This is a genomic window from Flaviflagellibacter deserti (assembly GCF_042652085.1).
GTDB lineage: Bacteria > Pseudomonadota > Alphaproteobacteria > Rhizobiales > Methylopilaceae > Flaviflagellibacter > Flaviflagellibacter deserti.
This window is the reverse complement of the sequence record NZ_JBHSJF010000006.1, coordinates 144,643-166,654: the sequence shown is the minus strand read 5'-3', so window position 1 is coordinate 166,654 and position 22,012 is coordinate 144,643. Positions and strand designations below refer to the sequence as shown.

Genomic DNA, 22,012 nt, shown 5'->3' with positions numbered 1-22,012 from the left:
GGCCTATTCGAACAGGTCGGGGTGCTCGGCTTCGAGTCGGGGCAGCGCGCGCAGGATTTCCTTCAGATGCGTACTCATCGCTCCCGCCGCCGCGTCCTCGTTGCGGGCGTCGATCGCGGCGATGATCGCACGGTGCTGCTCGACCAGGGGCAGCATCGCGTCCGCGCCCGGCAACGTCAGCTGGCAGATGCGGTCCATATGCGCCTTCATGTCCTGCGCGGTGTGCCAGGCGAGCGGGCAGCCGACGCCCTCGGCGAGTTCCTGATGGAACAGCTCATCGTAGCGCTTGAAGGTCGAGTGATCCTCGCGTCGGGCAACCTTTTCCTGCATGTCGAGCAGATCGTCGATCCGAAGCCTGCTCTGCGGATCGAACGAAGCGCAGGCGCGGCGGACGACCGCCGTCTCGATGGCTTCGCGCACGAACCGCGCTTCCATCATCTTCCGCACCGTGATCTTGGCGATGACCGTGCCGCGCTGCGGCAGGATTTCCACAAGCTGGCGATTGGAGAGAGCGATGAACGCCTCGCGCACCGGCTGGCGCGACACCCCGTATCGCTGCGCGATGTCCTGTTCCGAGAGGCGCGCTCCCGGCCGCAGCTCGAGCGTCATGATTCCCTGCCGCAGCTCCGCCTCGATGCGTTGCGCGGCCGATTGATGGAGGCCCGTACGTCGTTCGTCCAAAACAGACACCTCACCATTGCTCTGCATACTATTTCCTACTACCATACCAATAGCAAGGAGGACGTCGGGTTGCCGCCCGCGGCCAACCTTCAACAGGCGGTGCCAGAGAGCACCTCGCAGCGGAGGAACACAGTCCATGATCTCAAGACGCAGCCTCTTCGGCGCGTTCGTTGCCCTATCCGTCGCAACGACCGCCGCTCATGCACAGACCATCACGTTACGCTCCGCCGACATCCATCCGGACGGCTATCCGACCGTCGGGGCGGTCAAATATTTCGGCCAGCTTCTTGAGCAGCGCACCAATGGCCGGATCAAGGTTCAGGTCTTCCCCTCGCAGCAACTCGGCCAGGAGAAGGACACGATCGACCAGACCCGCTTCGGCGTTATCGATCTCAACCGTATCAACATGGCGCCGTTCAACAACCTAATCCCGGAAACCTTCGTTCCGGCGCTTCCGTTCATCTTCAAATCTGTCGTCCATATGCGTGCAGTCATGGACGGTCCGATCGGCGACGAAATTCTCAAGGCGTTCGAGCCGCATGGTCTCGTGGCCCTAGCCTTCTACGATTCAGGCGCGCGCTCATTCTATAATTCCAAGCGCCCGATCAACACGCCGGCCGACATGAAGGGGCTGAAGATCCGCGTCCAGCAATCGGACCTGTTCATCGATCTCGTGAAAGCGCTTGGCGCCAACGCCACACCGATGCCGGCGGGTGAGGTCTATTCGGCCATTCAGACGGGCGTTGTTGACGGTGCCGAGAACAATTGGCCGAGCTACGACAGCTTCCGTCACGCCGAAGTGGCGAAGTTCTATTCCAAGACCGAGCATTCGATGTCGCCCGAGGTCTTCGTGATGTCGAAGATCAGCTACGACAAGCTCTCGCCGGACGATCAGAAACTGATCCGCCAGGCGGCCAAGGACTCCGTCGGCAAGATGCGCGAGCTCTGGGAAGCGCGCGAGAAGACCTCGGAGGCGAAGGTCCGTGCGGCCGGCTCGCAGGTCAACGAGGTCGACAAGCAGGCGTTCATCGACGCGATGAAGCCCGTCTACGACAAATACGTCACCAATCCGAAACTCAAGGACATGGTCGCCCGCATTCAGGCGACCAACTGACCTCCCAGCCTGCCGGGCCGGCTTTGCCGGTCCGGCATTTTTGGATTCGGAGTGCCGACGTGACCAAACTCAAGATGATCCCGGATTTGTTGTCGATGCTGAGCAGGGCCGCGCTCTGGCTGTCGGGCATCGGACTTGTCCTCATGACCCTGTTCGTCGGCTGGCAGGTCTTCGGCCGCTATGTGATGAACGACTCTCCCAGTTGGACGGAGCCGGCGTCGCTGCTCCTGATGAGCTGGTTCATCCTGCTCGGATCGGCCGTCGGCGTCCGCGAAGGCTCGCATCTCGGCTTCGAGACGATCCTGCACTATTCGCCTGCTCCGCTCCGCCGCGTCATGCTCGCCGTCGGCGAGATTCTGGTCGCCGGCTTCGGCCTAGCGATGTCGTGGTTCGGCTGGATCATGACTGTCGATACATGGTCGTCGAACATGGCCGGCCTGCCGATCCCCCAGGGCATGGACTACCTTCCCCTCGCCATCGGCGGTGGCCTCATCGCGCTCTTCTCGCTGGAAAAGCTCGCCCGCCTTCTCATCGCTGATGAGCAGGTGCCGATGGTCGAACCCGATCAACCTCACCTTGTCGTTGTCCAGGAGTAGGCCGATGGAACTCTGGATTCTCTTCGGCGTCTTCTCGGTCCTGATCGTCATCGGAGTACCGGTGGCCTTCTGTCTCGGCATCGCCTCCCTTGCGACCGTTTTGTACATGGGCCTGCCGCCCATGGTGGTTTTCCAGCAGATCAATTCGGGAATGAACGCATTCTCGATGATCGCGATCCCCTTCTTCATCTATGCCGGCGACCTCATGGTGCGCGGTGGTATCGCCGAGCGTCTGATCCGCTTCGCGGCGAGCCTCGTCGGTCACCTGCGCGGCGGCCTCGGCCAGGTGAACGTCCTCGCCTCCACCTTCCTCGGCGGTGTCTCGGGCTCGGCCATCGCCGACGCATCGGCTGTCGGCGGGATCATGATCCCGCAGATGGAAAAGCGGGGCTACGGCAAGGATTATGCAGTTAACGTGACCGTCAACGCGGCGATCATCGCGCTGCTGATCCCGCCATCGCACAACATGATCCTTTATTCGATCGCGGCCGGCGGCACCGTTTCGGTCGCCGACCTTTTCACCGCGGGCATCATCCCCGGCCTGTTGCTTGCTGCGGCGCTGATGCTCACCGCCTATTGGGTCGCAGTCCGCCGAGGCTATCCCTCCGGCTCGTTCCCGGGCATCGCGGCCGTCGGCACCTATCTCCTCGCCGCATTCCCCGGCCTGTGCCTGATCTTCATCATCTTTGGCGGCGTCCGTTCCGGTGTCTTCACCGCGACGGAGAGCTCGTGCATCGCGGTTTTCTACGCCCTGCTCGTGACGACTCTTGTCTATCGCGAACTGACCTGGAAGGATTTCATCGAGGCCACCCTCGGCGCGGTCCGCACCACATCCATGGTGCTGCTCGTCATCGGCTGTGCCTCCGCATTCGGCTGGCTGATGGCGTTCCTTCAGGTTCCGCAGGCGACGATCGCGGCGATGCAATCGGTGTCCGACCATCCCATCGTCATCCTGATGATGATCAACATCATCTTGCTCGTTCTCGGCACCTTCATGGACATGGCGCCGATGGTGATCATCTGCACGCCGATCTTCCTTCCGGTCGTCTCCGCATTCGGCATCGACCCGATCCATTTCGGTGTGATCCTGATCCTCAACGCCGGCATCGGCCTCAACACCCCGCCCGTTGGCTCGGTGCTGTTTGTCGGCTGCGCGGTCGGCAAGATCAGTATCGGCGAGGTGATGAAGACGATCTGGCCGTTCCTCGGCGCCAGCGTCTTCGTGCTGCTTCTCATCACCTACATCCCGGCGCTCTCGCTCTGGCTTCCGAGCCTGTTCCACCACTGAGCGCACTTTCCGTCCCCACATAGATCGAGATCGCAATGACCATTGATGTCCGCCATGTCTGCCATCCCGATGCCGTCAAAGGCTTCGACACGGATGCACTCCGGCGCCATTTCCTGATCGAGAACCTGTTCTCGCCGGGCAAGATCCTACTGACCTACAGCCATATCGAACGCTTCATCGTCGGCGGCGCCTGCCCAACCGACGCTCCTCTGGAACTCCAGAGCGACAAGGCGACCATCGGCTCGCCGAACTTCCTCGACCGGCGCGAACTCGGCGTCTTTAATGTCGGCGGTCCGGGCAAGGTCGAGGTGGACGGCATCGCCTATGCGCTGAAGTCGCGCGACGCGCTCTATATCGCCAAGGAGACCGAGACCGTCCGCTTTCGCTCGGACAGCGCCAGCGACCCGGCCCGCTTCTATCTGCTTAGCACGCCGGCGCATGCCCGCTACGATACCAAGCTCGTCTCGGCGGCCGACGCCAGGAAGATGGAGCTCGGCGCGCAGGAGACCGCGAACAAGCGGACGATCTACCAGATGATCCATCCGGACGTCTGCACGACGAGCCAGCTCGTGATGGGCATGACCCAGCTCGAACCCGGCAATATCTGGAACACGATGCCGAGCCACGTTCACGACCGTCGCTCGGAGGTCTATTTCTACTTCGACGTGCCGGACTCCGCCCGCGTCATCCATCTGATGGGCGAACCGTCGGAGACGCGCCATCTCGTCGTCGCCAACGAGCAGGCGATTCTGTCGCCGCCGTGGTCTGTCCATTCCGGCGTCGGCACCAGCGCCTACACCTTCATCTGGGGCATGGGCGGCGACAATATCGACTACACCGACATGGACCCGGTGCCGATGGAGGCGCTGAGGTGACCTCGCTCTTCGATCTTAGGGGCAAGACGGCTGTCATCACCGGAGCCAATACCGGCATCGGCCAGGGCATTGCGGTCGCATTGGCGGAGGCCGGCGCGAACATCGTCGCCGTCGGCCGCTCGTCGATGAACGACACGGCGGAGCTGATCGCACCGCACAAGGTGACCTTTCAGGCTGTGGCGGCGGATCTTGGGTCGACGGAGCCTGTGGCGCACATCGTATCGGAAGCGCTCAAGGTCACGGGCCGCATCGACGTGCTCGTCAACAATGCCGGCATCATCCGCCGCGCCGACGCGCTCGATTTCACTGAGGCGGACTGGGACGCGGTGATCGACGTCAACCTGAAGGCCGCCTTCTTCCTCTCCCAGGCGACAGCCCAGAGCATGCTGACCGACGGGCGCGGCGGGAAGATCATCAACATCGCCTCCCTGCTCTCCTTCCAGGGCGGGATCCGGGTCGCGTCATACACCGCGAGCAAGAGCGGCCTTGCCGGCCTGACCAAGCTTCTCGCCTGCGAATGGGCGGCCAAGGGCATCAACGTCAACGCCATCGCGCCCGGCTATTTCTCGACCAACAACACCCAGGCGCTGCGCGAGGATGCGGATCGCAATTCGGCGATCCTCGGCCGCATTCCCGCGGGCCGCTGGGGTGAGCCGTCCGACATCGGCGGCGCGGCCGTCTTCCTTGCCTCACGGGCCTCCGACTACGTCCACGGCATTACCTTGCCCGTCGACGGCGGCTGGCTCGCGCGCTGATCTCGAAAGGACAGACCATGAAAGGCGACGCCTTCATCCAAGAATCCGCCCTGCCCTGGACGCCGACCGAACCCGGCGTGAAGCGCAAGGTCCTCGGCTACAACGACGGGATCATGATGGTCCGTGTCGCCTTCGAGAAGGGCGCGGTCGGCTCGCTGCACCAGCACGTGCACGTCCAGTGCACGCTGATCGAGAGCGGCGCCTTCGACGTGACAATTTCGGGCAAGACCCAGCACCTGACCGCGGGCGACTGCTTTCTCGTCCCATCGAACGAAATCCACGGTGTGGTGGCGAAGGAAGCAGGCGTCCTCGTCGATGTCTTCACGCCGATGCGCGAAGAATTCGTCTGACGCTCAGGCGGTCGGAAGGGCGAGCCGGGCGCCGATGCTCTGCTGCCGTGGCGGCGCCTCGGCAAGGAACGCATCGACGCAATTCGGATCAAAATGCGTGCCGCGATTGTCCGCGACGAAGTCGAGCGCCTCCTCGATGCTCCAGGCGTCCTTGTAGGGACGCTTGGAGGTCAAAGCATCGAAAACGTCAGCGACGGCGACGATGCGGGCCTCAAGAGGGATCTTCTCTCCTGCAAGGCCATGCGGATAGCCGCGCCCGTCGAAGCGCTCGTGGTGCGACAGCGCAATGCGGGCCGCTACATCGAGCAGAGGAATGCCGCTGCCGGCCAGAAGCTTGGCGCCGGCTGTCGTATGTTCCTGCATGACGAGACGCTCTTCCGGCGTCAGTGGACCGGGCTTCAGCAGAACCGAATCCGGAACCGACAGCTTGCCGATATCGTGCATGGGCGATGCCCAGTACACGTCGTTGCAGAAACGCGACGGCAGGCCGAGGCGAATCGCGATCTGGCGGGATGCATGCGCGACGCGGTCGAGATGGTCGCCGGTCGCAAAATCCCGGCATTCGGCGGCGCGGGCTAGCCGCAGAACGAGCTCATGCTCGCGGTCGACGATGGTCTGCGTCGCGACCTCGACTTCGCGGGCCAATGCCTCGGAGCGATTTTGCAGGTCGAGATGCGCGCGGCGAAGTGCCATCAGATTGCGAAGCCGGGCGTGGATGATCGTCGGCTCCAACGGCTTCAGAAGGAAATCGGTCGCGCCGGCATCGATCGCGGCGATCCGAATTTCGCGCTCGTTGCGGGCGGTGACCATGACGATCGGAATGTCGCGTGTGCGATTGTCCTGCTTCAGGGCGTGGATGAGCTCCACGCCATTCATCTCCGGCAGCGCATAATCGACCAAGGCGATGCCCACTTCGTGCGTGCGGGCATACTCGAGTGCATTGACCGGGTGGTCGAACGATACCACCCGGGAGGCTTCGGACTGTTCGCTCAGCTTTGCGAGCAGCTGACGGGTGGAAGTGTTGTCTTCGACGATCAGAATATCCATGGGACCAGTCTACCGGGAATTGTTTCACAAAGCCTGAAGCGTTGCCTCCGCCGCCATCAAATCCGCGCTGCCTTGGCCAGAGCTTGCGGAAGTTTCACGACGCGCCATCTTTTCGGCGCCCATGAGGTCGTAGTGTCGCGCGATCCCGAGCAGATGAAGCCCATCTCAACAGCTTCGACTTCATCCTCAACACGGTCGCCGCGCCACATGACCTCGACGCCTCACCGTCCTGTTGAAGCGGGACGGCACGATGACCCCCCTCGACGCCGCATCCCACCCCGAACGTCTTCAACCGGATCTTCCGCCGCAAGGCGATCGCCGGTTCGCTGATCGGCGGCATCAAGGAGACGCAGGAGATGCTCGATTTCTGCGCCGAGCACGGCATCACCTCCGACATCGAGATGATCGTAATGCAGGACATCGAGGCCGCCTACGCCCGCATGGTGAAGAGCGATGTGAAATACCGCTCGTCATCGACATGAAGACGCTCAGGGACGCCGCCTGAGCATTTGACGATCCGGCCCTGGCCGGATTACGCGTGAAGGGCTCGCCGTTCGGCGGGCCCTTTCCATTTATCGCCTGACGCGTTTGAACGAGGGAAAACCATGTCGATCGAAACCGCGAAGAATGCCGCTCAGGCAATCGTCCGCCAGCAGGACATCAACCTGATCGCCGCAGCCACCGCCAAATCGCTCCTCGACCTGATCGCCGAAGTCGAGCGCCTCCAGGCCGAGATCACCGAGCTGAAAGCCGGTAAATAGGTCGCACAACCGGTCATCTGTCTTTCGGCTGTCGGGCCGGCGCGCTAACCCTATAGGGGAAGCAGGCGAGGAGCAGTCGATGGCCACGATCTACACGCTCGAAAGCGCGGGCCTGCGCGCCGAGGTCTCGGACTTCGGCGCGGAACTGGTCCGCCTGCAGGATGGGGAGGGGCGCGATCTCCTCTGGGACGGCAATCCGGATTTCTGGACCGGCCGAGCGCCGCTGCTGTTCCCGATCGTCGGCAAGATGGCGAACGACCATCTCAAGCTCGGCGATTCGACCTATCCGATCCGTCAGCACGGCATCGCCCGCATCTCGCCGTTTGAACTCGTCGCCGCGTCCGGCGAGCGCTGCGAACTCCTCCTCCGTGCGAATTCGGAGACGCAGAAGGCCTATCCCTTCAACTTCGCACTCGACGTCATCTACAGCCTCGAAGGCAACGCGCTGACCATCGAGGCGAGCGCGATGAACCACGACAACCGCGTCCTGCCGGTCTCGTTTGGCTTTCATCCCGCCTTCCGCTGGCCGCTGCCTGATGGCGGAGCGCGCGAGGACCATGCGATCACCTTTGAACAGGCCGAACCCGCGCCGGTCCGGCGGCTTGCCGGCGGGTTGATGGATCCCGAACCGAAGCCGTCGCCGATCGACGGCGATCGCCTGCCGCTGCGCGACGACCTGTTCGCCGCGGACGCACTGATCCTCGATCAGCCGGCGAGCCGCAGCGTCATCTATGGCGGATCGGCCGGCGCGAAACTTCGCGTCTCTTTCCCGGACATGCCGCAACTTGGCCTGTGGTCGAAGCCGGGCGCCGGTTTCGTCTGCATCGAGCCTTGGTACGGCTATGCCAGCCCGGCGGGCTTCGACGGCGATATCAACGACAAACCGGGCATGGCACATATCCCGCCCGGCGGCGCGGCCGGGTTCGCAATGAAGATCGAACTGGTCGATTGAACCTCGAACGCGCCTGAAGCGACTGACGGGCAATTCACCGGAGATTTGCCCGTGCTTCGCCCCGCTCTCGCTTTCGCTGTCCTTGCCGCGACCACCCTGCCCGCGCTCGCCGTCTCCGAAGCGGAGATGATCGCGGAATCGATCAAGCAGACCCGCACGTCCGTGACGAAAGATGCCGGCTCCGGCGCGAGCGTGGAGTTCGGCAAGCTCTATGCGTCTTCGAACGGTGTGCCCGTCATCTGCGGCACCGCGATCATCACGAACAGCAGGAAGGTCGTGGACGGCGAGACCCGCTTCATGAATTCGATGGCGGGTCTGATGTTTGAGAAGGACGTCAACGCGGCGCAGCACATCCCGTTCGCACCATTGTGGAAGAAGTGGTGCTAAGCGATGATCATCGCTGTGTTTCTTATTGCCTGGCGCGTGGTCCGCGCCCGTAGCATCCCCGCTCGCGTCTGATCTGAAAGGGCGGAGCCGAAGCTCCGCCGCTTCCGCATCATTCAGCGGCTTGGGTATGACGGCCTTCGGCGAATTCCTCGATCATCTTGCGATTGAACGCCGGGATGTCGTCGGGCTTGCGCGAGGTGACGAGGCCATTGTCGGTTACGACTTCCTGGTCGGTCCATTCCGCGCCGGCATTCGCCAGATCGGTCTTCAGGCTCGGCCACGACGTAACCCGCCGTCCCTTCACGCCGCCGGCGTCGATCAACGTCCAGGGACCGTGGCAGATCGCGGCGATCGGCTTGCCGCTCGAGACGAAGTGGCGGACGAACCCTATAGCCTTCTCCTCGAGCCTCAGCGCGTCCGGGTTTATCACGCCGCCCGGCAGGACGAGCGCATCGAACTCGTCCGGCTTCGCCGCATCGAGCGTGCGATCGACCGGGATCATGTCGCCCTTGTCGTGATGCTTGTAGCCCTGGATTTGACCGCTCTTGGGCGAGACGACCGCGACGTCGGCGCCGGCTTGCTTCAGCGCCTTCACCGGCTCGGTGAGCTCCACCTGTTCGAAACCGTCCGTCGCGAGCACCGCCACGCGGCGGCCCTTCAGTTCGTTAGCCATTGAGGCCTCCTGATTGTGGGATGGGTACCCGGTCAATGCAGGAGGCGGAGTCTTGTTCCTACCGGTTCTGGTCCAAAGCCCGCGCCAACATCGGCGCGTCGATATTGCCGCCGCTGAGCACGACGCCGACCGTCTTGCCCGCGACGTCCAGCTTGCCGGCGAGCAATGCCGCCAGCCCAACCGAGCCGCCCGGCTCGACCACCAGCTTCAACGCGTTAAAGGTGAAGGCCACCGCAGTCAGAGCTTCATCGTCAGTGACGGCAAGCATGCCGGCAAGGTTCCTGCGGTTTATCGGAAAGGTAAGTTTGCCCGGCGTCTGGGTCAGCAGTGCGTCGCAGATCGAGCGCGCGTCCGGATCGACGGTCTCAAGGCGACCGCTCTCGAACGAACGGCCGGTATCGTTGAAATCCTGCGGCTCGACACCCCAGACCTTCGTACCCGGCGATTTGCCTGCGAACGCCGTCGAAACACCCGCGACCAATCCCCCGCCCGAGGCGGGAACAAGCACGTCATCAAATGTTGTGCTCAACTCGGCGGCTTGCTCGATCATCTCAAGCCCCGTCGTACCCTGACCGGCAATGACGTGCGGATGATCATAGGGTGGAACGACAACGCAGCCGCGCTCCTCTGCGATTGCCAAGCCGATGCCTTCGCGGCTCTCGGTCCAGCGGTCGTAGAGGCGGACCTCGGCTCCGAGGCGCTTGGTGTTCTCGATCTTCGCCTGCGGTGCATCCGCAGGCATCACGATGACCGCCTTGGTTCCGAACAGCGCAGCCGCATAGGCCACCGCCTGCGCGTGATTGCCCGACGACCAGGCGACGACGCCTCTCGCCCGCACATCCGGATCGAGCGCCGCCAAAGTGTTGTAGGCCCCGCGGAACTTGAAGGCGCCGATATGCTGGAGGTTCTCGGCCTTCAGGAACACCTTTGCGCCGAGACGCTCGTCGAGCCGGGCATTGTTCAAGAGCGGGGTGTGGACCGCGTGGCCCTTGATGCGGGCGGCGGCGGCTTCGACATCGGAAATGCCGATGGCGAGAGACGAATCTGTAGTCATGCCGAGCACCATAGCGTGTCCGGCATGAAACATCTGTTGCAAAAAGCGCAACATTGGCCATAAGGCTCCGCCATGGCTGACTCCTACTCAAGTCTCGTCGATCGTATCCGCGCGCGCTTTGTCGATCTGAGCCCGCAACAGCGCATCGCCGCCTCCTTCGTGCTGAAGCGGCCGGAAGATGTCGCCATCGTTTCGATGCGCACCCTCGCCGCCCATGCCGGCGTGCAGCCGGTCACCTTCGTTCGCCTTGCCCGCACCTTGGGGTTCTCGGCATGGGAAGATTTCAAGGAGCCGTTCGTCGAAAGAATGCGCGTTGCGCCGGCGCTTTATTCCGATCGCGCGAAGCGGCTGGCCGGCGTCGACCCGAGCGAGGTCCATCGCAGTCATCTGAAGACGCTTGAGGCGACCCAGACGCTGAACGACAATTCGGTCTTCGCCGCCGCCGCCGAGGCGTTCGAGCGCGCCGACAACGTCTTCGTCGCCGGCTTTCGTGCCTGTTTCGGGCCGGCCCACGCTTTCGCTTACGTCTACCGGCTGTTCCGACCCGACGTCGTGCTTCTCTCGGGCATGGGCGGCAGCCTCGAATCCGAACTTCGCGCCGTCGAGGAAGGTGATCTCGTCTGCGTCATGGGCTTCCGGCCCTATTCGCGAGAGAGCGTCATCGTAGCCGAACACGCGGCGCGGCGCGGCGCCACCTTGATCGCAATCACCGACAGTCCGCTCGCTCCCTTCGCCCGCGATGCCAAGGTGGTGCTGACCTTCTCGACCGAAGGACCGAGCTTCTTCCCGTCGCTCGTCTCGGCATGGGGCATCGTCGAGCAATTGCTCGACGTCATCGTCGCGCGAGGCGGCGAGCCGGTGCTGGAGCGCCTGAAGTCAGCCGAGGCGCAGCTTCAGGCGCTGGGCGTATTCGTCCCTGCCTACGGCACCGAGGAAAGCAGCCCAGGCTAGGCCGCCTGGCTGTGCTTGCCGCCGCGCCGCGAAATACCGGCGAGTGCCTCGTCCGTCCGGTTGCTCTTGTTGGCAAGGTCGCCGAGAGAGACGACGCCGACCAGACGCTTGTTGCGGTCGACGACTGGCAAACGGCGGACCTGGATCTCGCCCATATTGTCGAGGACATGATCCACTTCTTCGTCCTCGAAGCAGTATTTCACGTCGGTCGACATGACTTCCTGAACCTTGACGTTCGGCCCACGACCCTTTGCGACGCCGCGTACTGCGATGTCGCGGTCGGTGATCGTTCCGACCAGACGCTCATCGGTGCCGACGGGGAGAAAGCCCATGTCGAGCTCCGCCATGGTTCCGGCGGCCTCCTGGATCGTCTCTTCCGGGTTCGCGACGCGGACTTCGCGCGTCATCACTTCACTGATTTTCATGGCGGCCTCCCACATTTTGCTCGATAGCCGAGCCTCGAATTGAACGCCGCCATGAAGGGTCTGTTCCGGGGAAGGTTCAGGCGCCTCGGGCTGCCTCGAACAGGAACCACATCCGCCGTTCGGCCTCATCGATCCAGTTCTCGATCAGGCTTGCGGTCGCGACGTCTTCATATTCGTCACAAAGGTCGTGGACCTCGCGCAGGATCTTGACCATCTGCTTGTTGTCTTCGCGAAGCTCCGCGAGCATGTCCTGCGGCGTGACGAAATCGGCATCGTTGTCGGACAGGCGCTGCAGGCGTCCGATATGGCCGATTGAGCGAATCGTCGTGCCGCCGATCTTCCGCACGCGCTCGGCCATGTCGTCGATCGTGGCGAATATCTGCTCCGCCTGCTCGTCGAGCATCAGATGATAGTCGCGAAAGTGCGGTCCGCTGACATGCCAATGGAAGTTCTTCGTCTTCAGGAACAGCGCGAACGTGTCGGCCAGCGCGGCGTTCATCGCGCCCGAAATGTCGCGCGTGGCATTACTGCCGAGATCGGTGGGTGTCGCGAGTGCCGCCATGCGCTTGGCCTTCGCATCGTTGTCCTTCTTGCCCATCGATTCTCTCCCTGGTGTACATCGATACATTACCTTGCGCGGCAAGGATGATGGTCAAGGAGGCTAGACAAAAGACTGAGCGTTCTACCCACAGTCGATGGGCTCAAGGATCGGGGACGTACCCACAGCTTTCACGCCAGGAAGCGACCGGCGTCGACGCCTCACTCGCTGTCGATCGGCGTCAGGGTCTTGAGGTAGGCCGCCATCGCCTGGCGATCGCCGTCGGGCAGATGCGCGGTGTTCTTGACCACCCTCGCCATTTCGCCGCCCAACACGTCGCCGTCCGGCGTGCTGCCATCCTGGAGTGAGAACGCGATGTCCTCCTCGTTCCATTCGCCGATGCCGCCTTTGCCCGGCGTGATGTTCGGCACCTTGCCCTTGCCATTCGGGTTCGGCCCGCCGGCGAAACGCCGACTATCGACGATGCCGCCCGTCCAGTCGCGCGGACTGTGACACTCGGCGCAATGGCCGAGCGACTCGATAAGATAGCGGCCGCGCGCGACCGGATCGCCTGAATCGTCCATCGGAGCGCGGTGCTCGTAATTCATGAGCTTCCACAGACCCACCCCGCGCCGCACGATCGGGAAATCGAGTGGGATTTCGTGGCCCGGCTGCACGTCGCTGGAAGCCGGCAGCGTCTTCATAAACGCGAAGAGATCGTGCAGATCCTTCGGCTTCGCCGATGCATAGGTCGTATATGGGAAGGCCGGATAAAGGTGCCGTCCTTCCGGCGACGTGCCCTTCGTCACCGCGGTGACGAACTGCTCTTCGGTCCAATTGCCGATCCCCGCTTTCGGGTCCGGAGAAATGTTCGGCGCGACGAAGGCGCCATATGGGCTCGGTAAATTGAGACCTCCACCGAGCAGAAGTTCGTTCGGCTGGTTGGGTGTCGCGTGGCAGGAAGCACAGCCGCCGGCGTAAAAAACGAGACGTCCGTTCTCGACATCGGCCGGACCGTTCAGGATCATCGAGGGATCGGCACGCTCCGGCATCGTCAGCAGCCAAAAAGCCGCCGCGAGGAGCAGCGCGGCCACTCCGCCGACAAACGCAAATCGCCGCATCCGCGCACCTCGTTGGTGCAGGAATCTAACCCGGCGGATGAATTCAGTAACTGCGGCTCAATAGCTCGCGACTGATATGTCGCGGTCGTGCGTCACATATCCCCGATGCATTCCGCGATCGGTGAACGCCAACGCGACTTCGGCCTTGGCATTGACAGCAATCATTCCACCCCAGCCGCCCGACGCCTTCACCCGGTCGAACAGGGTCGCGTCAAGCGCCTCGCCCAGCGGAGTGCCCGAATAGCGGCAGCGCGCAACCACGTCATAGGCGGCGACATTGCGGATGAAATATTCGCCATGGCCGGTAGAGCAGACTGCCACATCATCGCCCGCAAAGATCGAGGCTCCGACGATAGCTGGATCGCCGACGCGGCCTTCCAGCTTGCCGCTGGTGCCGCCGGTCGAGACCGCCGAGACGAGATGGCCGCGCACGTCCAGTACCACCGCCCCGACCGTGCCGTGCGATGTCTCGGCTTCCATCGGCTCGGTGCTGACGAAATAACTCGTCGGATCGACCGTCTCGAGGCCGTGCCTGGTCAGGAAATGATCGGCACCCGGCCCTGTCAGCATCACATGCCGGGTCTTGTCCATCACCGTGCGGGCGCAGGCGATCGGATTGCGGAAATGCGTCAGCCCAGCCACCGCGCCGGCCTTGCCGCTCGCGCCGTCCATGATCGAGGCATCGAGCTCGTAATAGCCCGCGGTGTTCGGGCCGGCGCCCTTCCCCGCCACGTAGAGGCCGGCATCTTCCAGTCTCTTGACCGCATCGACGGCAACATCGAGAGCCGCTCCGCCCGAAGCAAGGGCCGCGCGGCCAGCTTCGAGCACGCTCCGCATGTGAGCGTATTGTTCGGAATAGTCGCTTTCCGTCTGGAAGGCGCCGCCGTGGATGACGAGTGCAAAAGGCTGGGTCATTTGGGGTTTCTAAGCCTCCGATCCGAACTTTGCCAACTTCGGGAGGCTTAAAAGCGCCGCGACCAATCGCGCCTTGAAAGCGCCTATATCGGCCCGATATATGCCGGCCTGTCATACAGGCTGGGATTACGATGAACGTTCGCACCGTGTGCCTCGCGCTGCTCGCCCATGGCGAAGCGTCAGGCTACGACCTCAAGACGCGCTGGACCGACGGTCCTTTCCTTCATTTCGTCGATGCGAGCTTCGGCTCGATCTATCCGGCTTTGGCCAAATTGCAGGCCGAAGGGCTCGTCAGCCTTCGCGAGGAGAGCCAGCCCGGCAAGCCGCCTCGCAAGGTCTATGCGCTCACCGAGACCGGCAAAGCGGCCTTCATAGAGGCGATGAGCCAGCCTCCGGGCGAGGACATCTTCCGCTCGTCCTTCGCGATGATCGCGCTCTGCGCGCCTTTCCTCGACCGCGAGGTGATTGCCCGCGCAGTCGACACCCGTCTGGCCCAGCAGAAGGCGGAACTCGCGGAACTCGAACAGGCGCTCCAGGCCAAATGCGGCGGTCCGATCGGCTGGCTGCTCGATTGGGGTGTCACCCATTTCAAGAACGACATCGCGCATGTCGAGGCGACACGCAAAGCCCTGGAAGACATGGCAGGCGGCACCGAGCCCGGCACCGAAGTCGCCTTGCCCGTATGCGCCTGCCAGGCCGAAATGACGGAGCAGGCATAATGCGTCGATATATCATCGCCCTCGTCACAGTCGCGATCGGCGCCGGCATCGGCGGCTGGTTCTTCCTGTCGAACACACCGGAGCATGCGGGCGCCTCGACCTCCAAGGAGGTCGTCCGCCGGCCGCCTTCGGTCACCGTCGCGCGCGTCGAGACGCGCGAGATCGCCGAGGAGGTCCACGTCTCGGGATCGCTCGTCGCCCGCGAAGAGGTGATGGTTGCGCCCGAGGTCGAAGGCCTCGCGGTCACCGAAATCCTCGTGGAGGAAGGCGATCACGTCGAACACGGCCAGGTGCTCGCCCGTCTATCACGCTCGGCCATCGACGCAGAGGCCGCGCAGGCGTCCGCCGCCATCGCACAGTCCAAGGCATCCATCGCCGAGGCCGAGGCGAACGTGCTCGAGACCAAACAGGCGCTCCAGCGCAGCGAGACGCTCCGCAAATCCGGAACTGCCAGCGCGCAGCAATATGATCAGGCGCTTTCCGCCGCGCAGGTTGCCGATGCGCGCCTCAACGCAGCCAAGGAAAACCTGAAGGTCGCCGAAGCCCAGCGCGACCAGGTCGAGGTCCGCCGCGTCCGCACCGAGATCAAGGCACCCTCCGCCGGTGTCGTGAAGCGTCGGAACCTGCGCCTCGGCGCCATCGCCAGCATGGCGGCGGAACCGGCGTTCCGGCTGATCGAGGACGGCGATATCGAACTCGAAGCGCAGGTCGTCGACGTGACGCTCGCACGGTTGAAGCCGGAGCAGATCGTCCGCGTCACGCCCGCAGGCTCCAACGACACCATTCAGGGTCAGATCCGCCTGATCTCGCCCGAGATCGACGCCACGACCCGCCTCGGCCGCGTCCGGGTCGCATTGCCGGAAAGTGCCCATGTTTCGGTCGGCTCGTTCGCTTCGGGCCTCGTCGAGATTGGCCGCCATACCGCCCTCACCGTTCCTACCTCGGCGATCACTGTCGAAGACGGCAAGAACACCGTCCAGGTTATCGCCGACGGAAAAGTGCAGAGCCGGGAAGTCGAGCTTGGCCTTCGCGCGCCGACACGCGTCGAAGTGAAGTCCGGTCTCGCGGAAGGCGATGAAGTCGTCGCCCGCGCCGGGTCGTTCCTGCGCGATGGAGATGCCGTCACGCCTGTCGAGCCGAACGTCGTGGAGGGCGTGCGCAAATGAGGCTGAACATCTCGGCGGCGTCGATCAAGCGCCCGATCCCCGGTATCGTCCTGTTCGTCGTGCTGAGCATTCTCGGCATCTTCGCCTTCAACGATCTGCCGATCACGCGCTTTCCGAACATCGACGTTCCGCTGGTCTCGATAAAGGTGACCGAATCCGGCGCGGCGCCGTCCGAGCTCGAGGCCCAGGTCACCAAGCAAATCGAGGATTCGGTCGCGAACCTGACCGGCGTGAAGCACGTGACCTCGACCGTTTCCGACAGCCTGTCGACAACGATGATCGAGTTCCAGCTCGAAACCGATACCGACCGCGCCGTCAACGATGTGAAGGATGCGATCGCCAAGATCCGCGCCGAGCTTCCGCGCACGATCGAGGAGCCGGTCGTCGAGCGCATTGATGTCGAAGGACAGTCGATCGTCTCCTATGCGGCGTCCTCACCCGGAATGACACTGGAACAGCTGTCCTGGTACGTCGATGACGTCGTGAAGCGGCAGCTTCAGGGCCTCAAGGGCGTCGGCCGGGTCGAGCGCATCGGCGGCGTCTCGCGCGAGATCCGCGTCGAGCTCGATCCTGATCGCCTGATGGCGCTTGGCGTCACGGCAGCCGACGTCAATCGCCAGATCCGCGCGACGAATATCGACCTCGCCGGCGGCCGCGGCGAGATCGGCGGTCAGGAACAGACGATCCGCACGCTCGCCGGCGCGCGCAACGTCGAGACCCTGTCCGATACCAAGATTTCGCTCGCCAACGGTCGGCAGATCCGCCTGTCCGAGCTCGGCCAGGTCATCGATGGAGCCGAGGAGGAGCGTTCCTTCGCGCGCCTGAACGGCCAGCCGGTCGTCTCGCTGATGGTCTACCGCACCAAGGGCGCGAGCGACGTCTCGGTCGCGCGCGTGGCCGAGGCCAAGCTGAAGGAGATCGAGGTCGCGAACCCAGACGTCACCTTCACGCAGATCGACGATTCCGTTGGCTTCACTGAGGGCAATTACGAGAGCGCGATGCACACCCTGATCGAGGGCGCCGTGCTCGCGATCATTGTCGTCTTCATCTTCCTACGCGACTGGCGGGCGACGATGATCGCGGCCGTCGCGCTGCCGCTTTCGGTCATTCCGACTTTCTTCCTCGTCGACCTGATGGGCTTCTCGCTGAACCTCGTCAGCCTGCTCGCGCTCACCCTGGTGACCGGCATCCTGGTCGACGACGCGATCGTCGAGATCGAGAACATCGTCCGCCATATGCGCATGGGCAAATCGCCCTATCGCGCGGCGATGGAAGCGGCCGACGAGATCGGCCTCGCCGTCATCGCGATCACATTCACCATCATCGCGGTGTTCGCGCCTGTCAGCTTCATGGGCGGTATCGCTGGCCAGTACTTCAAGCAATTCGGCCTGACGGTCGCCGCGGCCGTCATCATTTCGCTCCTCGTCGCCCGCCTGATCACACCGCTCATGGCCGCCTATCTTCTGCGGCCACACGCGCATGTGGAGGAGAAGGACGGCTGGCTGATGCGCTGGTACACCGGCGCGCTCGCCACCTCGATCCGGCATCGCTGGCTGACATTGATCGCCGGTTTCGTCCTGTTCGCGGTCTCGATCTGGAGCACCGGCCTCCTGCCGACCGGCTTCATGCCGGATGAGGACCATTCGCGCATCGTCGTCTCAGCTGAACTCCCTCCGGGCGCTCGTATCGAGGACACCCGCGAGGTGTCCGACGAGCTAACCCGCAAGATCGGTGCGCTGCCAGAGGTCGAGTCGATCTTCGTGATGGGCGGCACGTCGCCGACCGGCACGCTCGAGACCCGCAAGACTTCGGTTATCGTCCGCCTCGTCCCGAAGACCGAGCGCTCGTTCACCCAGAAGCAGCTCGAGGCCAAGGTTTCCGAAATCGTCTCCACCGTGCCCGACGTCCGCGCCTGGTACGTCAACGAGCGCGGCGAACGACAGCTCTCGATCACCGTCACCGGTCCGAACTCCGACGACCTCGCCAGGGGCGCGGCCTCGCTCGAGAACGGCATGCGCCGCGTGCCCGAATTCATCAACGTCGCGCCATCGACCGGCCTGTCGCGTCCCGAACTCTTCGTCCAGCCGCGTCTCGATCGCGCCGCCGATCTCGGCGTCACGACCGACATGATCTCGGAGACGATCCGTGTCGCGACCATCGGCGATGCCGATGCGAACCTCGCCAAGATGAACACCGGCGAGCGCCTGATCCCGATCCGCGTCCAGCTCGACGAGAACGCCCGCACCGATGCCGGCGTGCTCGGAACACTCGCGGTGCCCGTCGGCGACGGCAAGTCGGTGCCCCTCTCGGCCGTCGCCGATGTGGGCTTCGGTCAGGGCCCCTCCTCCATCGACCGCTACGACCGCCAGCGCCGCATCGTGCTCGGCGCCGACCTGACGGGCGGCATGCAACTCGGCGATGCCGTCAATACCGTGCTGAACCTGCCGGAAGCGAAAGATCTGCCGAAGGGCGTTCGCATCGTCCAGGGCGGCGACACCGAGATCATGAACGAGGTCTTCACCGGCTTCGCCCTGGCGATGGGCGCGGGCATCATGATGGTGCTCGGCGTTCTGGTCCTGCTGTTCGGTACCGTGTTCCAGCCGATCACCATTCTGGCCTCGCTGCCGCTGTCTATAGGCGGCGTCATCATCGCCCTGCTCGTCACCGGCAATTCGGTGTCGATGCCGGTCGTCATCGGCATCCTGATGCTGATGGGCATCGTCACGAAGAATGCGATCATGCTGGTCGACTTCGCGGTCGAGGCGGAGGGCCGCGGCGCCTCGCGCGACGAATCGATCATCGATGCGGGCAGGAAGCGCGCCCGACCGATCGTCATGACGACCATCGCGATGATCGCAGGCATGATCCCATCCGCGCTCGGCATCGGCCAGGGTGGCGAGTTCCGCGCCCCGATGGCGATCGCCGTCATCGGCGGCCTCGCCACCTCGACGGTCCTGTCGCTGATGTTCGTGCCGAGCTTCTACACGATCATGGACGATCTCGGCCGCTTTACCGGCCGCATCTTCGGCCGCTTCATCGGCCCCGGTGAAGAGGGTGAAGCCGACCACGTCCCCCATATCGTGGCAACGCGCGGACCGTTGTCCGAGGCTGCGGAGTAACAACCTGTGTTCCGGGCCGCGGAGCGGAGCCCGGAACCCATACACCGCAGCGCCTCGCTTCCATCATCAACACATGGGCTATGGAATCCCGGGCTCGGCTTTGCCGCTCCCGGATACGCTATCAACGAGCCGCGGCAGCCCACAGCATCGACGTACCGGATATCAGCAGCATCCCGTCCAGCACATGCTGGAACATCTCGACGCTCATCCGCTGCACGACCTGCTTGCCGAGGAACGTTCCCGCCATGACGGTCACGCCGACGATGAGACCGCTGACGATAACCTCGTCCGGCAGCGCGCCCATGCTCCGGAAGGTCGTGACCTTGGCGATGTAGACGAGGAGAGAACTCATCGCTTCAGTCGAAATAAATGGCCCCTTCGCCAGGCCGTAGGCCGCGAAGGCGGGCGCATTGAGCGGCCCGGTCGACATCACGATGCCGGTCAGAAAGCCGATGATGGCACCGATGACCGCGAGCACCGGCAGGCCGATCTTCAGATCGCGCCGTCTCAGCCAGCGCCGCGCGGGGATCATCAGGATGAAGAAGATGCCGAGGAAAAGCTCGACCAGATGCGGCGGCAAAGCGAGCAGCGTCCGCGCACCGAGCGCTGCAGCCGGTATTCCCGGCAGCGCGAAGGTGAGGCAGGCGCGCCAGTCGATCTCGCGCCACCAGGCGGCGACCTTGCCGACATTGGAGAACAGCGCCGAGATCGCCATGATTGGCACCGCCTGTTGCGGGCCGAAAGTCAGGACCAGGACGGGAAGCAGAAGGACGCTCGCGCCCGCGCCGACAATGCCGCTCAGGCAGCCTGCCGCAAGGCCGACGACGAGAACAAATGCGTAATCGGCCATCTGTCCCGTCGCTTACCGACCCTTAGTGGAGGCGGACTTTCTCGTCGTCCTCGGCGCTTGCTTCGTCAACCGGCGGCACGGCGTCGTCCACCGGCTCGTCGCCCGCTTGCCCCGCTTTGTAGCGGCGGGCGAGGCGCTGATAGGTCATGAAGGCCAGGGGCAGCGCTGCGAGATAGGCGAGCGCGCCGAGCGTCAGCACTTCCCATGTGTAGCTGACGAGAAGCGCGATGAAGAGCACGGCGCCGACGAAGACCGGAGCCACCATGTCGCGCGGCACGCGGGACGCGGATTTCTTGAATGACCAGGTCGGCAGCTTCGAGACCATCAGAAGCGCAATCGCGATGCAGTAGATCAGTGACACGGAAGCGCTGACGACCGGCAGATCGATCGAGCCCAACTGGCCCATATAGATCGGCAGCATCACCAGCAGCGCGCCCGCGGGCGCCGGCACGCCGACGAAGAAGTCCTGCGCATAATCCGGCTTCGGCGTATCGAGAGCCACGTTGAAGCGTGCCAGCCGGAGTGCGGCCGCGACCGCGAAGACGATGGCCCCGGCCCAGCCGATCGAGCTGAGATCGTGCAGGGTCCAGATATAGAGGAGCACAGCCGGAACGACGCCGAAATTGACGAAGTCGCAGAGGCTGTCGAGCTCGGCGCCGAAACGCGACGTGCCCTTCAGCAGCCGTGCCAGACGTCCATCGAGACCGTCGAGCACCGCCGCGACGACCACCGCGTAGACCGCGAGTTCCATCCGGCCTTCCATGCCCATCCGGATCGCGGTCAGGCCGATGCTGATGGCCAGCAGTGTGATCAGGTTCGGTATGAGCAGCCGCATCGGCACCGCGCGAAAGCGGCGGACTTTCGACTCGTTGTGCTCGGGCTCGAAGGGCGGGAAAAAGCGGCCGGCCATGATTTCTCCTCGCGTCGACTAAAAATCTAACGCGCAAGCGGGCGGAAAGGCTACTCGGTGCGGAAGTCGATCCGCGCCGGAACGCGCGACAGATCGGCGATGACGGTCTCGCCGCCGATCGCCGTCTGGCCGATCGCCGACATCGGCACCGCACCTTCCGGCAGATAGACGTCGAGGCGCGAACCGAAGCGGATTAGACCGAAGCGCGCACCGGGAAGAGCGACATCGCCCTCGTCCGCCCAGCAGACGATGCGGCGTGCGATCAGGCCCGCGATCTGCACCACGCCGACATCGCCGGACGCGCTGGCTATGACCAGGCTGTTGCGCTCGTTATCCTCGCTCGCCTTGTCGAGGTCGGCATTGAGGAACTTGCCCGGCCGATAGATGACACGGCGGATCGTACCGCCCACCGGCACGCGGTTTACGTGGACGTTGAAGATCGACAGGAAGATCGAGATGCGCAGGCGCGGTTCGAGGCCCATTCCGAGTTCGGCTGGCGGCACGAACGGCCCGACCGCGGTGATCAGACCGTCGGCCGGCGAGACCACGAGGTTAGAGGCCATCGGCGTGACACGGATCGGATCGCGGAAGAAGAACGCGACATAGACCGTCAGGATCAGACCGATCCAGCCGAGCGGTTCCCACAGGAAGAACAGAAGCAGCGCCGCAACGAAGGCGATGCCGATGAATTTGTGGCCTTCGCGATGGATCGGCGGGATGAACTTGCGGATGGAGTCGAGAACGGAATTGAGCATTCAGGGCCTC

General features: G+C 63.8%; 25 protein-coding genes. 14 read left to right on the top strand and 11 right to left on the bottom strand.

Translation table 11 applies throughout. The features are described 5' to 3' along the window. Positions 1-3 precede the first annotated feature (3 nt). On the bottom strand, positions 4-708 hold the full coding sequence (locus tag ACFPFW_RS07755; RefSeq protein ID WP_114956530.1) for a GntR family transcriptional regulator: 705 nt from the start codon (positions 706-708) through the stop codon (positions 4-6). A gap of 109 nt (positions 709-817) precedes the next feature. Between ACFPFW_RS07755 and ACFPFW_RS07750 the strand changes: the two genes are divergently transcribed. Genes ACFPFW_RS07750 through ACFPFW_RS07725 form a run of 6 tightly spaced genes read left to right on the top strand, consistent with a single transcriptional unit; the run spans position 818 to position 5,659 of the window. Then, positions 818-1,795: a TRAP transporter substrate-binding protein gene (locus ACFPFW_RS07750; RefSeq protein WP_114956531.1), complete on the top strand. Its 978-nt coding sequence runs from the start codon at positions 818-820 to the stop codon at positions 1,793-1,795. A gap of 59 nt (positions 1,796-1,854) precedes the next feature. Continuing rightward, positions 1,855-2,391, top strand: coding sequence for a TRAP transporter small permease (locus ACFPFW_RS07745; RefSeq protein ID WP_379770167.1), 537 nt, complete (start codon positions 1,855-1,857; stop codon positions 2,389-2,391). 4 nt (positions 2,392-2,395) lie between these two features. Continuing rightward, positions 2,396-3,679, top strand: coding sequence for a TRAP transporter large permease (locus tag ACFPFW_RS07740; RefSeq protein ID WP_114956532.1), 1,284 nt, complete (start codon positions 2,396-2,398; stop codon positions 3,677-3,679). Positions 3,680-3,714: 35 nt separating this feature from the next. Then, complete coding sequence (gene kduI, locus ACFPFW_RS07735) at positions 3,715-4,554, top strand: 5-dehydro-4-deoxy-D-glucuronate isomerase (RefSeq protein WP_114956533.1); 840 nt, start codon at positions 3,715-3,717, stop codon at positions 4,552-4,554. Beyond that, positions 4,551-5,309: a 2-dehydro-3-deoxy-D-gluconate 5-dehydrogenase KduD gene (gene kduD, locus ACFPFW_RS07730; RefSeq protein ID WP_114956534.1), complete on the top strand. Its 759-nt coding sequence runs from the start codon at positions 4,551-4,553 to the stop codon at positions 5,307-5,309. The genes kduI and kduD overlap by 4 nt, the downstream gene beginning before the upstream one ends. A 17-nt stretch (positions 5,310-5,326) precedes the next feature. Beyond that, positions 5,327-5,659 carry a cupin domain-containing protein gene (locus tag ACFPFW_RS07725; protein WP_114956535.1) on the top strand — a complete coding sequence of 111 codons (333 nt, stop codon included), beginning with the start codon at positions 5,327-5,329 and terminating at the stop codon, positions 5,657-5,659. Positions 5,660-5,662: 3 nt separating this feature from the next. Here the strand turns inward: ACFPFW_RS07725 and ACFPFW_RS07720 are convergent, their stop codons facing one another. Beyond that, positions 5,663-6,706 carry an HD domain-containing phosphohydrolase gene (locus ACFPFW_RS07720; RefSeq protein WP_114956536.1) on the bottom strand — a complete coding sequence of 348 codons (1,044 nt, stop codon included), beginning with the start codon at positions 6,704-6,706 and terminating at the stop codon, positions 5,663-5,665. Positions 6,707-7,062: 356 nt separating this feature from the next. Between ACFPFW_RS07720 and ACFPFW_RS07715 the strand changes: the two genes are divergently transcribed. From ACFPFW_RS07715 to ACFPFW_RS07700, 4 genes are all read left to right on the top strand, one after another. Continuing rightward, positions 7,063-7,188 (top strand): hypothetical protein, encoded by a 126-nt coding sequence (locus tag ACFPFW_RS07715; protein WP_379770160.1) that lies wholly within the window; start codon positions 7,063-7,065, stop codon positions 7,186-7,188. Between the two features lie 123 nt (positions 7,189-7,311). Further along, entirely contained in the window at positions 7,312-7,467 is a 156-nt protein-coding gene (locus ACFPFW_RS07710; RefSeq protein ID WP_162799628.1) for a hypothetical protein, read from the top strand. A 79-nt stretch (positions 7,468-7,546) separates the two neighbouring features. Beyond that, positions 7,547-8,419 (top strand): aldose 1-epimerase family protein, encoded by an 873-nt coding sequence (locus tag ACFPFW_RS07705; RefSeq protein WP_114956537.1) that lies wholly within the window; start codon positions 7,547-7,549, stop codon positions 8,417-8,419. Positions 8,420-8,470: 51 nt separating this feature from the next. Next, on the top strand, positions 8,471-8,806 hold the full coding sequence (locus ACFPFW_RS07700) for a hypothetical protein (RefSeq protein WP_114956538.1): 336 nt from the start codon (positions 8,471-8,473) through the stop codon (positions 8,804-8,806). 109 nt (positions 8,807-8,915) lie between these two features. On the opposite strand, the gene ACFPFW_RS07695 is transcribed toward ACFPFW_RS07700, so the two are convergent. Then, complete coding sequence (locus ACFPFW_RS07695) at positions 8,916-9,479, bottom strand: type 1 glutamine amidotransferase domain-containing protein (RefSeq protein ID WP_114956539.1); 564 nt, start codon at positions 9,477-9,479, stop codon at positions 8,916-8,918. A 58-nt stretch (positions 9,480-9,537) separates the two neighbouring features. Then, positions 9,538-10,533, bottom strand: a complete 996-nt coding sequence (locus ACFPFW_RS07690; protein WP_114956679.1) for a threonine ammonia-lyase — start codon at positions 10,531-10,533, stop codon at positions 9,538-9,540. 72 nt (positions 10,534-10,605) lie between these two features. Here ACFPFW_RS07690 and ACFPFW_RS07685 point away from each other — a divergent pair, with 72 nt between their 5' ends. Beyond that, on the top strand, positions 10,606-11,484 hold the full coding sequence (locus ACFPFW_RS07685) for a MurR/RpiR family transcriptional regulator (protein WP_114956540.1): 879 nt from the start codon (positions 10,606-10,608) through the stop codon (positions 11,482-11,484). On the opposite strand, the gene ACFPFW_RS07680 is transcribed toward ACFPFW_RS07685, so the two are convergent. The 4 genes from ACFPFW_RS07680 to ACFPFW_RS07665 all read right to left on the bottom strand — a co-directional run bounded on the left by ACFPFW_RS07680 (position 11,481) and on the right by ACFPFW_RS07665 (position 14,483). Beyond that, positions 11,481-11,909 (bottom strand): CBS domain-containing protein, encoded by a 429-nt coding sequence (locus tag ACFPFW_RS07680; RefSeq protein WP_114956680.1) that lies wholly within the window; start codon positions 11,907-11,909, stop codon positions 11,481-11,483. The genes ACFPFW_RS07685 and ACFPFW_RS07680 overlap by 4 nt on opposite strands. Before the next feature lie 76 nt (positions 11,910-11,985). Then, positions 11,986-12,507 carry a Dps family protein gene (locus ACFPFW_RS07675; RefSeq protein ID WP_114956541.1) on the bottom strand — a complete coding sequence of 174 codons (522 nt, stop codon included), beginning with the start codon at positions 12,505-12,507 and terminating at the stop codon, positions 11,986-11,988. Between the two features lie 161 nt (positions 12,508-12,668). After that, positions 12,669-13,568, bottom strand: a complete 900-nt coding sequence (locus ACFPFW_RS07670; RefSeq protein WP_114956542.1) for a c-type cytochrome — start codon at positions 13,566-13,568, stop codon at positions 12,669-12,671. 57 nt (positions 13,569-13,625) lie between these two features. Further along, positions 13,626-14,483, bottom strand: coding sequence for an isoaspartyl peptidase/L-asparaginase family protein (locus ACFPFW_RS07665; RefSeq protein ID WP_114956543.1), 858 nt, complete (start codon positions 14,481-14,483; stop codon positions 13,626-13,628). Between the two features lie 131 nt (positions 14,484-14,614). Between ACFPFW_RS07665 and ACFPFW_RS07660 the strand changes: the two genes are divergently transcribed. The 3 genes from ACFPFW_RS07660 to ACFPFW_RS07650 are packed head-to-tail and all read left to right on the top strand — an operon-like array spanning position 14,615 to position 19,487. Beyond that, positions 14,615-15,202, top strand: a complete 588-nt coding sequence (locus tag ACFPFW_RS07660) for a PadR family transcriptional regulator (RefSeq protein ID WP_114956544.1) — start codon at positions 14,615-14,617, stop codon at positions 15,200-15,202. Next, complete coding sequence (locus ACFPFW_RS07655) at positions 15,202-16,368, top strand: efflux RND transporter periplasmic adaptor subunit (protein ID WP_162799629.1); 1,167 nt, start codon at positions 15,202-15,204, stop codon at positions 16,366-16,368. Before ACFPFW_RS07660 ends, ACFPFW_RS07655 begins: the two co-directional genes overlap by 1 nt. After that, on the top strand, positions 16,365-19,487 hold the full coding sequence (locus tag ACFPFW_RS07650) for an efflux RND transporter permease subunit (RefSeq protein ID WP_114956546.1): 3,123 nt from the start codon (positions 16,365-16,367) through the stop codon (positions 19,485-19,487). Before ACFPFW_RS07655 ends, ACFPFW_RS07650 begins: the two co-directional genes overlap by 4 nt. 121 nt (positions 19,488-19,608) lie before the next feature. On the opposite strand, the gene ACFPFW_RS07645 is transcribed toward ACFPFW_RS07650, so the two are convergent. From ACFPFW_RS07645 to ACFPFW_RS07635, 3 genes are read right to left on the bottom strand one after another with little or no spacing between them, the layout of a single operon-like run. Further along, positions 19,609-20,337: a sulfite exporter TauE/SafE family protein gene (locus tag ACFPFW_RS07645; RefSeq protein ID WP_114956547.1), complete on the bottom strand. Its 729-nt coding sequence runs from the start codon at positions 20,335-20,337 to the stop codon at positions 19,609-19,611. 22 nt (positions 20,338-20,359) lie between these two features. After that, positions 20,360-21,247, bottom strand: a complete 888-nt coding sequence (gene pssA / locus ACFPFW_RS07640; protein WP_114956548.1) for a CDP-diacylglycerol--serine O-phosphatidyltransferase — start codon at positions 21,245-21,247, stop codon at positions 20,360-20,362. 50 nt (positions 21,248-21,297) lie between these two features. After that, positions 21,298-22,002, bottom strand: a complete 705-nt coding sequence (locus ACFPFW_RS07635; protein ID WP_114956549.1) for a phosphatidylserine decarboxylase — start codon at positions 22,000-22,002, stop codon at positions 21,298-21,300. Between the last annotated feature and the right edge of the window lie 10 nt (positions 22,003-22,012).